Genomic DNA, 13,384 nt, shown 5'->3' on the forward strand with positions numbered 1-13,384 from the left:
CGGCACGCGGCGGTGCGCGGCGCAGGCTAATCGACACGGACATATTCTGGAAGAAGCGAACATGAGACACATCATTTCCGTCCTGCTGGAAAACGAACCGGGCGCGCTGTCGCGCGTGGTCGGTCTGTTCTCCGCACGCGGCTACAACATCGAAACCTTGACGGTGGCGCCGACCGAAGACCAATCGCTGTCGCGGCTCACCATCGTTTCCATCGGCTCCGACGACGTGATCGAACAGATCACGAAGCATCTGAACCGCCTGATCGAGGTGGTGAAAGTGGTGGACCTGACCGACGGTGCACACATCGAACGCGAGCTGATGCTGATCAAGGTACGTGCAGTGGGCAAGGAGCGCGAAGAAATGAAGCGGATGTCGGACATTTTCCGCGGCCGCATCATCGACGTGACCGAAAAGACCTACACGATCGAATTGACGGGCGCGAGCGACAAGCTCGACGCATTCATCCAGGGGCTGGACGCGAGCGCGATCCTCGAGACCGTGCGCACCGGCAGCTCCGGCATCGGACGCGGCGAGCGCATCCTGAAGGTGTGATGCCAGAGAGGCACGCCGGGTGCGCCGTCATGTCCCGGCCCGCAGTACTCAATCGAACGAATTTTTGAATATCTGAATTAGCGAAGGAACAATCATGAACGTTTTCTACGACAAAGACGCCGATCTCTCCCTCATCAAGGGCAAGCAAGTCACGATCATCGGCTACGGCTCGCAAGGCCACGCACATGCGCTGAACCTGAAGGACAGCGGCGTGAACGTGACGGTCGGCCTGCGCAAGGGCGGCGCGTCGTGGAGCAAGGCCGAGAACGCCGGCCTCGCGGTGAAGGAAGTCGCCGAAGCCGTGAAGGGCGCCGACGTCGTGATGATGCTGCTGCCGGACGAGCAGATCGCCGACGTGTACGCGAAAGAAGTGCACGCGAACATCAAGCAGGGCGCAGCGCTCGCATTCGCGCACGGCTTCAACGTCCACTACGGCCAGGTGATCCCGCGCGCGGACCTCGACGTGATCATGATCGCGCCGAAGGCACCGGGCCACACCGTGCGCGGCACGTACTCGCAAGGTGGCGGCGTGCCGCACCTGATCGCGGTTGCACAGAACAAGTCGGGCGCGGCACGCGACATCGCGCTGTCGTACGCAGCGGCGAACGGCGGCGGCCGTGCCGGCATCATCGAAACGAACTTCCGTGAAGAGACCGAAACCGACCTGTTCGGCGAGCAGGCCGTGCTGTGCGGCGGTACCGTCGAGCTGATCAAGGCTGGCTTCGAGACGCTGGTCGAGGCAGGCTACGCGCCGGAAATGGCGTACTTCGAGTGCCTGCACGAGCTGAAGCTGATCGTCGATCTGATCTACGAAGGCGGCATCGCGAACATGAACTACTCGATCTCGAACAACGCCGAATACGGCGAGTACGTGACGGGCCCGCGTGTCGTCACGGAAGAGACGAAGAAGGCAATGAAGCAGTGCCTGACCGACATCCAGACCGGCGAATACGCGAAGAGCTTCATCCTCGAGAACAAGGCCGGCGCGCCGACGCTGCAGTCGCGCCGCCGCCTGACGGCCGAGCACCAGATCGAGCAGGTCGGTGCGAAGCTGCGCGCGATGATGCCGTGGATCGCGAAGAACAAGCTCGTCGACCAGTCGAAGAACTAAGCTCCGCGTGCTGTTCCGGCCCTTCGAGTGGAGGGTCGGTATCAAAAAGCCGTCCGAAGGCAGCAGTGCCCCGGGCGGCTTTTGCTATGCTACGGGCTTTGCAATTCACCGAATACAGAACGAATCCATGAACTATCCTCATCCGATCATCGCGCGCGAAGGCTGGCCGTTCATCGCGATTGCAGCTGTCGTCGCGCTGTTGATCCATGCCGTCGGGGGCTTCGGCTTCGCGTGGCCGTTCTGGCTGCTGGTCGTCTTCGTCGTCCAGTTCTTCCGCGACCCGCAGCGCCCGATCCCGGCGCAGCAGAACGCCGTGCTGTGCCCGGCCGACGGCCGCATCGTCGCGGTCGAGACCACCCAGGACCCGTACGCGAACCGCGAAGCGCTGAAGATCAGCGTGTTCATGAACGTCTTCAACGTTCACTCGCAGCGTTCGCCGGTCGACGGCGCGGTGACCAAGGTCGAGTATTTCCCGGGCGCGTTCCTGAACGCGGCGATCGACAAGGCGTCGACCGAGAACGAGCGCAATGCGGTCGTGATCCAGACGGCGAGCGGCAAGACCGTCACCGCGGTGCAGATCGCCGGCCTCGTCGCGCGCCGCATCCTGTGCTACGTGCGGGCCGGCGAGCCGCTGTCGCGCGGCCAGCGCTACGGCTTCATCCGCTTCGGTTCGCGCGTCGACGTGTACCTGCCGCTCGGCAGCCGCGCGAAGGTGTCGATCGGCGAGAAGGTCTACGCGTCGTCGACGATCCTCGCCGAGCTGGAACTGTAAGCGGCGGGGCGCACGATGGCCGCATTCAAACCGCGCCGGCCGCGCAACGGCAACACCCAGGTGCCGCGGCCGTTCCGCCGCAACAAGTCGATCACGCCGGATCCCGCGCCGCTCGAAGGCCGCCGCGTCGCGCGCCAGCAGTTCCTGAGGACGCGCGGCATCTACCTGCTGCCGAACGCATTCACGACCGCCGCGCTGTTCTGCGGGTTCTTCGCGGTCGTGCAGGCGATGAACGTGCGCTTCGAGATCGCCGCGATCGCGATCTTCGCGGCGATGGTGCTCGACGGGATGGACGGGCGGGTCGCACGGATGACGCACACGCAAAGCGCATTCGGCGAGCAGTTCGACAGCCTGTCCGACATGGTGTCGTTCGGCGTCGCGCCGGCGCTCGTGATGTACGAATGGGTGCTGAAGGATCTCGGCCGCTGGGGCTGGCTCGCCGCGTTCGTCTACTGCTCGGGCGCCGCGCTGCGTCTCGCGCGCTTCAACACGAACATCGGCGTCGTCGACAAGCGCTTCTTCCAGGGGCTGCCGAGCCCGGCCGCCGCGGCGCTGATCGCCGGCTTCGTGTGGCTCGCGACCGACAACCGCGTGCCGATGAAGCTCGGCTGGCTGCCGTGGGTGGCGTTCGTGCTGACCATCTATGCCGGCGTCACGATGGTGTCGAACGCGCCGTTCTACAGCGGCAAGGCGCTCGACGTGCGCCATCGCGTGCCGTTCGCGGCGACCCTGCTGGTCGTCGTCGCGTTCGTGCTGGTGTCGTCCGATCCGCCGCTGATGCTGTTCTGCCTGTTCGTGCTGTACGGGCTGTCCGGCTACGTGTTCTGGGCCTACATGGCGGTGCGCGGGCGCCCGAATCCGGCACGCTCGTCGCAGCGCGAGCATTGACGCGTAATGCTGCGTGCAATGCGCGCCTGAGCGGCGGCCTGCGGGCCGCCGTTTTTTATTTGCCCCTTTTTTGATGCGCGCTTCGCGTGTCGTCCGGGTGTCGTCCGATTGCGCGCCCCGCGGAATGCCGCTATAGTCGTCGGCATGACTGCGTTTTCCCGCCTCTCCCTCCTTCTAGCCGGTGCGCCGCTACGCGCGCTAGCGCTAGCGCGCCTGCCGCGCTGATCGTTTTCGCCCCCCGTCCAGGCTCGTCTGTCGTTCAGCGTCGCCAGCGGTGGCGCAAACCCGTCTCGTTGTACCCCCGAACAAAGAGCCTTGGAGCCCCCCATGACAGACAAGCTGATCATTTTCGATACGACGTTGCGTGACGGCGAGCAGTCGCCCGGCGCGTCGATGACGAAGGAAGAGAAAATCCGGATCGCGAAGCACCTCGAACGGATGAAGGTCGACGTGATCGAGGCTGGCTTCGCGGCCAGCTCGAACGGCGATTTCGACGCGATCCACACGATCGCGGGCCTCGTGAAGGACAGCACGATCTGCTCGCTGGCGCGGGCCAACGACAAGGACATCCAGCGCGCGGCCGACGCGCTGAAGCCGGCCGAGAGCTTCCGGATCCACACGTTCATCGCGACGTCGCCGCTGCACATGGAGAAGAAGCTGCGGATGACGCCCGACCAGGTGTTCGAGCAGGCGCGTCTCGCGGTGCGCTTCGCGCGCAAGTTCACCGACGACGTCGAATTCTCGCCGGAAGACGGCAGCCGCTCCGACATGGACTTCCTGTGCCGCGTGCTGGAAGCCGTGATCGCCGAAGGCGCGACGACGATCAACATCGCCGACACGGTCGGCTACGGCGTGCCGGAGCTGTACGGCAACCTCGTGAAGACGCTGCGCGAGCGCATTCCGAACTCGGACAAGGCGATCTTCTCGGTGCATTGCCACAACGACCTCGGGATGGCGGTCGCGAACTCGCTCGCCGGCGTGAAGATCGGCGGTGCGCGCCAGGTCGAATGCACGATCAACGGTCTCGGCGAGCGCGCGGGCAACACGTCGCTCGAGGAAATCGTGATGGCGGTGAAGACCCGCAAGGACTACTTCGGTCTCGACGTCGGCATCGACACGACGCAGATCGTGCCGACGTCGAAGCTCGTGTCGCAGATCACCGGTTTCGTCGTGCAGCCGAACAAGGCGGTGGTCGGCGCGAACGCGTTCGCGCATGCGTCGGGCATCCACCAGGACGGCGTGCTGAAGGCGCGCGACACGTACGAGATCATGCGCGCGGAAGACGTGGGCTGGACCGCGAACAAGATCGTGCTCGGCAAGCTGTCGGGCCGCAATGCGTTCAAGCAGCGTCTGCAGGAGCTCGGCATCGCGCTCGACAGCGAAGCCGACCTGAACGCCGCGTTCATGCGCTTCAAGGACCTGGCCGACCGCAAGGCGGAGATCTTCGACGAGGACATCATCGCGATCGTGTCCGAGGAAGCGGCGCAAGCGGCCGAGCAGGAGCACTTCAAGTTCGTGTCGCTCGCGCAGCATTCGGAGACGGGTGAGCAGCCGCATGCGAAGGTCGTGTTCGCGGTCGAAGGCAAGGAAGTGACCGGCGAGGCGCGCGGCAACGGCCCGGTCGATGCGACGCTCAATGCGATCGAAAGCGAAGTCGGCAGCGGCTCCGAGCTGCTGCTGTACTCGGTCAACGCGATCACGACCGGCACGCAGGCGCAGGGCGAAGTGACCGTGCGCCTGTCGAAGAGCGGGCGGATCGTCAATGGCGTCGGCACCGATCCGGACATCGTCGCGGCGTCCGCGAAGGCTTACATCGCAGCGCTGAACAAGTTGCACGCGAAGGACGACAAGGTGAATCCGCAGCGCTCGTAAGCGCAGCGCGCACGATCAAAACGCCCCGGGCGGCTCGCGGCTGCCCGGGGCGTTTTTCGTGGGCCGCTCATTTGGCGGCCGGCGCAATGCGGCCGCGATTTCAGAACAGATTGCGGCGGTCAGGATCGTGCAGCGGGTCGGGCGTTTTCTGCGTGAGCCGCAGGATGCCCTGGCTGTCGAAGTAGAAGCTGTACATCATGTACCAGACGTTGTCCTCGAGGTAGCGGTAGGTCCACGCCTCGCGCTTCATCAGCGGGAAGTACGATGTCTCGACCGGGCGCCCGAAATTGACGAGCACGTCGGTCTTCGTCCATTTGCCGATCTCCGCGCGATAGAACTCGCTCGGCTGCAGCACCTGGCGCACGTTGACGATCTTGCCGGATCCGTCGACGTCGGCTGCGACCGTGACCTCGCCCATCGGCTGGGTCGGCCACATCAGGCGCTTGCCGCCGCCGGGCAGATCGTAGATCTCGCGCGGCGGCCCCATGCGTGCGACGATCGCCGACTGGTCCTGGCCAGCCTGATATTGCTGCCACGGCTGCGCGCAACCGGCGAAGAGCGCCGCAGTGCAGGCGAGCAGCACCGGGAGACGAATACGCATGGGGTTCTCCAGAAGACACGGGGATACGGTTGTTGTATCACGGACCGCGCACGCCGGCACATTGGCCCGAAAAAATCGGTGCGGGATCGCCGGCGGGCCCGCGCGCTTGCCCGCACGGGGCCGGCAAGCCTATGATCCGCGCGTCTCAAGTAAATTTCTCACGCAAATTTCTCACGCAGATTTCTCACGCAGATTCGGGAGGGCGGGAAAAACGATGCAGGTCTGGAAGCGTTGCGCGCTCGCATTGAGCGCAGGGTGGCTGCTCGCGACGTCCGCGTTCGCGGCGGGCGAGCCGGTGCGGATCGCACTGATCGAGGGGATGTCCGGCCCGTTCGCGAACGCGGGCGCTGCGGTCGAGCGCAACCTGCGGTTCGGCATCGAGCGGGTCAACGCGGCCGGTGGCGTGAAGCTTGGCGACGGCGTGCATCCGCTCGAGCTCGTCGTGCTCGACAGCAAGGGCAGCCCCGAAGAGGCGCTGGTCCAGCTGCGCGCGGCGGCGGACCGGCACATCGGCTTCGTCGCGCAGGGCAACAGCTCGGCGGTCGCGACCGCGCTCGTCATGGCGCTGGACAAGCAGAACGCGCGCAATCCGGACGCGCAGATGCTGTTCCTCAATTACTCGGCCGACGACCCGGCGCTGACCGGCGCGCGCTGCAGCTTCTGGCACTTCCGCTTCGACGCGCACGCGGGAATGCGGATGGCGGCGCTCGCCGACGTGATGGCGCGCGACCGCGCGCTGCGCAAGGTCTATCTGCTGAACCAGGACTACAGCTTCGGCCACGACGTCAGCACGCTCGCGCGGCAGGCGCTGGCGGCGCGGCGGCCCGACGTCGCGGTGGTCGGCGACGAGTTCCATCCGATCGGGCGGATCAAGGATTTCGCGCCGTACGTCGCGAAGATCCGTGCGAGCGGCGCGGACGCGGTCGTGACGGGCAACTGGGGCAACGACCTGACGCTGCTCGTGAAGGCCGCGCGCGAGCAGGGGCTGAACGCGAAGTTCTACACGTTCTACGGCAACAGTCTCGGCGCGCCGGCGGCGCTCGGCGACGCGGGCGTCGGGCGCGTGGTCGCCGTCGCGGACTGGCATCCGAACGCGGGCGGCGCGAAGTCGGATGCGTTCTACCGAGCGTTCCGGACCCGTTTCCCGTCCGCGCAGGACGATTATCCGGTGCTGCGGATGAGCCTGATGATCGAGATGCTCGCGGCCGCGATGAACCGCACGGGTTCGGCCGATCCGGTGGCGGTTGCGCGCGCGCTCGAAGGGCTGTCGTTCGACAACGGTTTCCATCCGTCCCGGATGCGCGCGCAGGACCATCAGCTGATCCAGCCCCTTTACGTGATCGACATGGACAAGGCCGGCGCGCCCGGCGTGCGCTTCGACAACGAGGGTTCCGGCTACGGCTTTCGCACGGCACTGGCGGTGCCGCCGCAACAGACGGAGATGCCGTCCACCTGCTCGATGACGCGCCCGTGACAAACCGGTTCGGCATGGCGCAGACTTGTGTTACAATGCCGCCCGGTTGTAAGTCAGGTTGTAAATCACGGCACGGCCATTCTTCCGTGTCCGCCTGTTCAGTTAGAAAGGAAATCAAATGTCTGTCGCAGATATCAAGAAGTCGGAAGTCGTTGCTCAGTTCGCCCGTGGCACCAATGACACGGGTTCGCCCGAAGTCCAGGTCGCGCTGCTGACCGCGCGCATCGTTGAACTGACGGGTCACTTCAAGACCCACGCGAAGGATCACCACAGCCGCCGCGGCCTGCTGCGCATGGTGAGCCGCCGCCGCAAGCTGCTCGACTACCTCAAGGGCAAGGATGCCGACCGTTACCGCGCGCTGATCGAGAAGCTGGGTCTGCGTAAGTAATCGGCGCGATTGCCGTCAGCAAGATGCCTGTGTCAGTGCGCTGATACAGGCATTTTGTTTTTGCGCGGTGCGTAGCGTCACGCGCACCGCGGGCTGCCAGGCCATTTTGCGCCGGGCTGCCCGAACGGTCGATACCGGGGTCAGGATTTGTGTCATTCCAGCGCGCCGCTCGCGCGAGCGCTGCGCTGGAATGGCATAAAAAACACACCTTGCTCCGGGTGAATCGGCCGGGACGCCGCCGCATCGGTTTGCCGGCGCGGCGAATGTTATGAACGAATCGAAAGGAGCAACCATGTCCATGTTCAACAAGGTCGTGAAGGAATTCCAGTGGGGCCAGCACAAGGTGCGCCTCGAAACCGGTGAAATCGCGCGCCAGGCAAGCGGTGCCGTGATCGTCGACGTCGAAGACACCGTCGTGCTCGCGACCGTCGTCGGCGCGAAGTCGGCGAAGCCGGGCCAGGATTTCTTCCCGCTGACCGTCGACTACATCGAAAAGACCTACTCGGCCGGCAAGATCCCGGGCGGCTTCTTCCGCCGCGAAGGCCGTCCGTCGGAGCATGAGACGCTGACGTCGCGCCTGATCGACCGTCCGCTGCGCCCGCTGTTCCCGGAAGGCTTCTACAACGAAGTGCAGGTCGTGATCCACGTGCTGTCCGTGAACCCGGAAATCCCGGCGGACATCCCGGCGCTGATCGGCGCGTCGGCTGCGCTCGCCGTGTCGGGCCTGCCGTTCAACGGCCCGGTCGGTGCCGCCCGCGTCGCCTACATCGACAATGCCTACGTGCTGAACCCGACGCGTGACCAGATCAAGGCGTCGAGCCTCGATCTCGTCGTTGCGGGTACGGAGCGCGCGGTGCTGATGGTCGAGTCGGAAGCCGACCAGTTGTCGGAAGACGTGATGCTGGGCGCGGTCGTGTTCGGCCACGAGCAGATGCAGGTGGCGATCGACGCGATCCACGAACTGGTGCGCGAAGGCGGCAAGCCCGAGTGGGACTGGCAGCCGGCGCCGAAGAACGAGGCGCTGATTGCCCGCGTGACCGAGCTGGCGCAGAACGACCTGCTCGCCGCTTACCAGCTCCGCGACAAGCAGGCCCGCTCGACGAAGCTGAAGGAAGTCTACGCGGCGACTTCGGCGAAGCTCGAGGAAGACGCGCAGGCGGCCGGTACGGCCGCGGCCGACAAGGCCACCGTCGGCAACGTCCTGTTCGACATCGAGGCGAAGATCGTCCGTTCGCAGATCCTGAACGGCGAGCCGCGCATCGACGGTCGCGACACGCGCACCGTGCGCCCGATCGAGATCCGCACGGGCGTGCTGCCGCGCACCCACGGCTCGGCGCTGTTCACGCGTGGCGAGACGCAGGCGCTCGTCGTCGCGACGCTCGGCACGAAGGGTGACGAGCAGATCATCGACGCACTCGAAGGCGAATACCGCGAGCGCTTCATGCTCCACTACAACATGCCCCCGTTCGCGACCGGCGAAACGGGCCGCGTCGGCTCGCCGAAGCGCCGCGAAATCGGCCACGGCCGCCTCGCGAAGCGCGCGCTGGTCAAGTGCCTGCCGAGCGCTGACGAATTCGGCTACTCGATCCGCGTCGTGTCGGAAATCACCGAATCGAACGGCTCGTCGTCGATGGCATCGGTGTGCGGCGGCTGCCTCGCGCTGATGGACGCCGGCGTGCCGATGAAGGCGCACGTCGCGGGCATCGCGATGGGCCTGATCCTCGAAGGCAACAAGTTCGCGGTGCTGACCGACATCCTCGGCGACGAAGATCACCTCGGCGACATGGACTTCAAGGTTGCGGGCACCGAGCAAGGCGTGACCGCGCTGCAGATGGACATCAAGATCCAGGGCATCACGAAGGAAATCATGCAGGTCGCGCTCGCGCAGGCGAAGGAAGGCCGCATGCACATCCTCGGCAAGATGACGTCGGCAGTGGCGGGTGCGAACACGCAGCTGTCGGAATTCGCGCCGCGCATGATCACGATCAAGATCAACCCGGAAAAGATCCGCGACGTGATCGGCAAGGGCGGTTCGGTGATCCGCGCGCTGACCGAAGAAACCGGCACGACGATCGACATCTCGGATGACGGCGTCGTGACGATCGCGAGCACGAACAGCGAAGGCATGGCCGAAGCGAAGAAGCGCATCGAGAACATCACGGCCGAGATCGAAGTCGGTCAGGTGTACGAGGGCACGGTGCTGAAGCTGCTCGATTTCGGCGCGATCGTGAACCTGCTGCCGGGCAAGGACGGCCTGCTGCACATCTCGGAAATCGTCAACGAGCGTGTGAAGGACATCAACGACTACCTGAAGGAAGGCCAGCAGGTCAAGGTCAAGGTGATCCAGACGGACGAGAAGGGTCGCGTGCGCCTGTCGGCGAAGGCGCTGCTGAACGAGGCAGCGTCGCAATCGGATACGCCGCCGCAGCAGTAAGCGAGCGGACGTACGAACGGCCGGCAGCGCGAAAGCGCGCCGGCCGTTTTTTCTGTAGGATCGGCACGCGCGTAGCAGGCGCACGCAGTAAACGCGCAGCAGGTGCGAGCAGCAAGCCGGCCGCGCCCGTGCTGTCAGCGCCGCGTATTCGGCGCGCAATCCGATCCCGTTTCTGGAGCCACGCACATGAAAGCCATCGAAATTACCGAATTCGGCGCCCCCGACGTCCTGAAGCTCGGCGAGCGTCCGCGCCCCGAGCCGCAGCGCGGCGAAGTGCTGATCAAGGTGGCGGCGTCCGGCGTCAATCGTCCGGACGTGTTCCAGCGCAAGGGCGCGTATGCGCCGCCGCCGGGCGCGTCGGACCTGCCGGGCCTCGAGGTCGCGGGCGAGATCGTCGGCGGCGACCTGTCCGATGCCGCGCTCAATCCGTTCGGCCTGAAGCTGGGCGACCGCGTGTGCGCACTGCTCGCGGGCGGGGGCTACGCGGAATACGCGGTCGCGCCGCTGCCGCAATGCCTGCCGGTGCCGGACGGCCTGACCGACATCGAGGCCGCGTCGCTGCCGGAGACGTTCTTTACGGTGTGGAGCAACGTGTTCGACCGCGCGCAACTCGGCGCGGGCGAAGGCGGTGCGCAGGAAACGCTGCTCGTGCAGGGTGGCTCGAGCGGCATCGGCGTGACGGCGATCCAGATCGCGCATGCGCTCGGTTTCCGCGTGTTCGCGACGGCCGGCAATGCGGACAAGTGCCGCGCGTGCGAGGCGCTCGGCGCTGAACGCGCGATCAACTACAAGACCGAGGATTTCGTCGAAGTCGTGAAGTCGCTGACGCACAATCGTGGCGTTGACGTGATTCTCGACATGGTCGCGGGCGCGTACGTGCCGCGCGAGCTTTCCGCGCTCGCGGACGGCGGTCGCCTCGTGCTGATCGCGCTGCTTGGCGGCGCGAAGGCCGAGATCAACCTGAACGAGATCCTGCGCCGCCGGCTGACGGTGACCGGCTCGACGCTGCGGCCGCGCCCGGTGGAGTTCAAGGCGCGCATCGCCGCGCAGCTGAAGGCGCGCGTGTGGCCGCTGATCGGCGAGGGCCGCATCAAGCCCGTGATCTACCGCGTGCTGCCGGCCGCGGAAGCCGCGCACGCGCATGCGCTGATGGAAAGCGGCGAGCATATCGGCAAGATCATGCTCGATTGGGGTGCGAACACCTGATGGCGACGCTTGACATCCGCGGTTTGACCGGTTCCTGCACGGCGCAGTAAAATCGCGGGTTTGCTTCGCCGGATCAAACCTGACGGCCGGTTTCCGGCCCGTCGATGACGAGACAAACGATGTCGAAACAGAGAACAAAGCGTGTGATCGGCAACTGGAAGATGCACGGCCGGCTGGCCGGCAACCAGGCATTGCTGAACGAAGTGGTGCAGGGCGCAGATTCGGTGCCGGCGGAAACGGCGATCGGCGTGTGCGTGCCGTTCCCGTATCTCGCGCAGGTTCAGGGCCAGCTCGACGGCGGCCGCGTCGCCTGGGGCGCGCAGGACGTGTCCGCGCACGAACAGGGTGCGTACACGGGCGAGGTTGCCGCGGCGATGGTCGCGGAATTCGGCGCGCGCTATGCGATCGTCGGGCACTCGGAGCGTCGCGCGTATCACGGCGAGCGCAGCGAGACGGTCGCGGCGAAGACGCAGCGTGCGCTCGCGGCCGGGCTCACGCCTGTCGTGTGCGTCGGCGAGACGCTCGACGAGCGCGAGGCGGGGGCGACCGAGCAGGTCGTCGGCGCCCAGCTCGATGCGGTGCTGTCCGTGCTGTCGACGGACGAGGCCGTGCGTATCGTCGTCGCATACGAGCCGGTCTGGGCGATCGGCACCGGCAAGAGCGCGACGTCGGCGCAGGCGCAGCAGGTGCATGCGTTCCTGCGCGCACGGCTCGCGGCCAAGGGCGCGGCCGACGTGTCGGTGCTGTATGGCGGCAGCGTGAAGCCGGACAATGCGGAAGAGCTGTTTGCGCAGCCGGACATCGACGGTGGCCTGATCGGCGGCGCGTCGCTGAAGGCGGAAGATTTTCTGGCGATCTGCCGGGCCGCGCGCTGAGCGGGCCGGGATCGAATCGAACCATGATGGCTGCCGGCGCGAGCCGGTCGCCTGATCCAATCGGGTGGATGTGATGCTGTATTTGAAAACGCTGATTATTGTGGTGCAGGTGCTGTCTGCGCTCGGTGTGATTGGTCTCGTGCTGCTTCAGCACGGCAAAGGCGCCGACATGGGTGCCGCGTTCGGCAGCGGTGCGTCGGGCAGCCTGTTCGGTGCGACGGGCTCGGCGAACTTCCTGTCGCGCACGACTGCGGTGCTGGCAACGATCTTTTTCGTCGCGACGCTCGCGCTGACGTACCTCGGTTCGTACAAGTCGCAGCCGTCGGCCGGCGTGCTCGGCGCGGCAGCAACCGCACCGGCGTCGGCGCCCGCCGCGTCCGCGCCCGCCGTTGCAGCCTCCGCGGCAGCAGGCTCGGCTGCGAGCGCGCCGGGCCAGGACGTCCCGAAATAAAAAGTTAGAATTTTTGCGTTTGTGCGTTGAACAATTCTGGCAGTCAGGTTAGAATTTAATTCTTGAAGCGATTCGCGGGAAACAGTAGTTACCACCCGAGTTGCATGCAGTGCCGACGTGGTGAAATTGGTAGACACGCTATCTTGAGGGGGTAGTGGCGAAAGCTGTGCGAGTTCGAGTCTCGCCGTCGGCACCAAAGTTACTCAATGCCAGCCGCTTCTAGTGGCTGGCATTTTTCATTTGTGGGGTACGCTTGCGGTTGTCTTGCGATCGCAGGTAGTCCGAAATGATTCCTTCCGCCGGATAGTGTTATTCTCCGGACGCTCAGAACTAACCGATAGAGGATTGCCTTGAACCTCGCAGCCTATTACCCCGTCTTGTTGTTCCTCCTTGTGGGCACTGGTTTAGGTATAGCGCTGGTCAGTATCGGCAAGCTTCTCGGTCCCAACAGGCCCGACGTCGAAAAGAACGCGCCATACGAATGCGGCTTCGAAGCCTTCGAAGACGCGCGGATGAAGTTCGACGTCCGGTACTATCTCGTCGCCATCCTGTTCATCATCTTCGATCTCGAAACCGCGTTCCTGTTTCCGTGGGGCGTCGCGCTGCGCGACATCGGCTGGCCCGGTTTCATCGCAATGATGATTTTTCTGCTCGAATTCCTGCTGGGCTTCGCCTACATCTGGAAGAAAGGCGGCCTCGACTGGGAGTGATGGGTTAATCGCCGGTTTGCATGGGTGGCCACGCTCGGTCGCCCGTCTG

General features: G+C 65.3%; 14 protein-coding genes and 1 tRNA gene. 13 read left to right on the plus strand and 2 right to left on the minus strand.

Going from position 1 to position 13,384, the window contains the following annotated elements:
• Positions 1-61 precede the first annotated feature (61 nt).
• From ilvN to ACV22Z_RS17770, 5 genes are all read left to right on the plus strand, one after another.
• Positions 62-553 carry an acetolactate synthase small subunit gene (gene ilvN / locus ACV22Z_RS17750; protein WP_006750445.1) on the plus strand — a complete coding sequence of 164 codons (492 nt, stop codon included), beginning with the start codon at positions 62-64 and terminating at the stop codon, positions 551-553.
• 94 nt (positions 554-647) lie between these two features.
• Positions 648-1,664: a ketol-acid reductoisomerase gene (gene ilvC / locus ACV22Z_RS17755; RefSeq protein ID WP_448077582.1), complete on the plus strand. Its 1,017-nt coding sequence runs from the start codon at positions 648-650 to the stop codon at positions 1,662-1,664.
• Positions 1,665-1,791: 127 nt separating this feature from the next.
• The gene (locus tag ACV22Z_RS17760) at positions 1,792-2,436 is read left to right on the plus strand and encodes a phosphatidylserine decarboxylase (protein ID WP_448077583.1); all 645 of its coding nucleotides are present in this window, start codon (positions 1,792-1,794) and stop codon (positions 2,434-2,436) included.
• Positions 2,437-2,451: 15 nt separating this feature from the next.
• Positions 2,452-3,324 (plus strand): CDP-diacylglycerol--serine O-phosphatidyltransferase, encoded by an 873-nt coding sequence (gene pssA, locus ACV22Z_RS17765; RefSeq protein WP_448077584.1) that lies wholly within the window; start codon positions 2,452-2,454, stop codon positions 3,322-3,324.
• Positions 3,325-3,651: 327 nt separating this feature from the next.
• The gene (locus tag ACV22Z_RS17770; protein ID WP_448077585.1) at positions 3,652-5,196 is read left to right on the plus strand and encodes a 2-isopropylmalate synthase; all 1,545 of its coding nucleotides are present in this window, start codon (positions 3,652-3,654) and stop codon (positions 5,194-5,196) included.
• A gap of 100 nt (positions 5,197-5,296) precedes the next feature.
• On the opposite strand, the gene ACV22Z_RS17775 is transcribed toward ACV22Z_RS17770, so the two are convergent.
• Positions 5,297-5,797, minus strand: a complete 501-nt coding sequence (locus tag ACV22Z_RS17775; RefSeq protein WP_448077586.1) for a hypothetical protein — start codon at positions 5,795-5,797, stop codon at positions 5,297-5,299.
• 214 nt (positions 5,798-6,011) lie between these two features.
• Here ACV22Z_RS17775 and ACV22Z_RS17780 point away from each other — a divergent pair, with 214 nt between their 5' ends.
• Both ACV22Z_RS17780 and rpsO read left to right on the plus strand, forming a co-directional pair.
• Positions 6,012-7,271, plus strand: a complete 1,260-nt coding sequence (locus ACV22Z_RS17780; RefSeq protein ID WP_448077587.1) for a branched-chain amino acid ABC transporter substrate-binding protein — start codon at positions 6,012-6,014, stop codon at positions 7,269-7,271.
• A 118-nt stretch (positions 7,272-7,389) separates the two neighbouring features.
• Complete coding sequence (gene rpsO / locus ACV22Z_RS17785) at positions 7,390-7,659, plus strand: 30S ribosomal protein S15 (RefSeq protein ID WP_006398792.1); 270 nt, start codon at positions 7,390-7,392, stop codon at positions 7,657-7,659.
• A 15-nt stretch (positions 7,660-7,674) separates the two neighbouring features.
• Here rpsO and ACV22Z_RS17790 read toward each other — a convergent pair whose 3' ends face one another.
• Positions 7,675-7,959: a hypothetical protein gene (locus tag ACV22Z_RS17790; protein WP_448077588.1), complete on the minus strand. Its 285-nt coding sequence runs from the start codon at positions 7,957-7,959 to the stop codon at positions 7,675-7,677.
• On the opposite strand from ACV22Z_RS17790, the gene pnp reads away from it, so the two are divergent.
• The 6 genes from pnp (at position 7,952) to ACV22Z_RS17820 (ending at position 13,335) form a co-directional block, all read left to right on the plus strand.
• The gene (pnp, locus tag ACV22Z_RS17795) at positions 7,952-10,093 is read left to right on the plus strand and encodes a polyribonucleotide nucleotidyltransferase (RefSeq protein WP_448077589.1); all 2,142 of its coding nucleotides are present in this window, start codon (positions 7,952-7,954) and stop codon (positions 10,091-10,093) included. The genes ACV22Z_RS17790 and pnp overlap by 8 nt on opposite strands.
• A 186-nt stretch (positions 10,094-10,279) precedes the next feature.
• Positions 10,280-11,299: an NAD(P)H-quinone oxidoreductase gene (locus tag ACV22Z_RS17800; protein WP_448077590.1), complete on the plus strand. Its 1,020-nt coding sequence runs from the start codon at positions 10,280-10,282 to the stop codon at positions 11,297-11,299.
• Between the two features lie 119 nt (positions 11,300-11,418).
• On the plus strand, positions 11,419-12,174 hold the full coding sequence (tpiA, locus tag ACV22Z_RS17805; protein ID WP_448077591.1) for a triose-phosphate isomerase: 756 nt from the start codon (positions 11,419-11,421) through the stop codon (positions 12,172-12,174).
• 73 nt (positions 12,175-12,247) lie between these two features.
• Positions 12,248-12,625 (plus strand): preprotein translocase subunit SecG, encoded by a 378-nt coding sequence (secG, locus tag ACV22Z_RS17810; RefSeq protein WP_448077592.1) that lies wholly within the window; start codon positions 12,248-12,250, stop codon positions 12,623-12,625.
• Between the two features lie 111 nt (positions 12,626-12,736).
• Positions 12,737-12,821, plus strand: a tRNA-Leu gene (locus tag ACV22Z_RS17815).
• A 154-nt stretch (positions 12,822-12,975) separates the two neighbouring features.
• Positions 12,976-13,335: an NADH-quinone oxidoreductase subunit A gene (locus ACV22Z_RS17820; protein WP_010091191.1), complete on the plus strand. Its 360-nt coding sequence runs from the start codon at positions 12,976-12,978 to the stop codon at positions 13,333-13,335.
• Positions 13,336-13,384: the final 49 nt, after the last annotated feature.

This window comes from Burkholderia sp. PU8-34 (assembly GCF_053427725.1).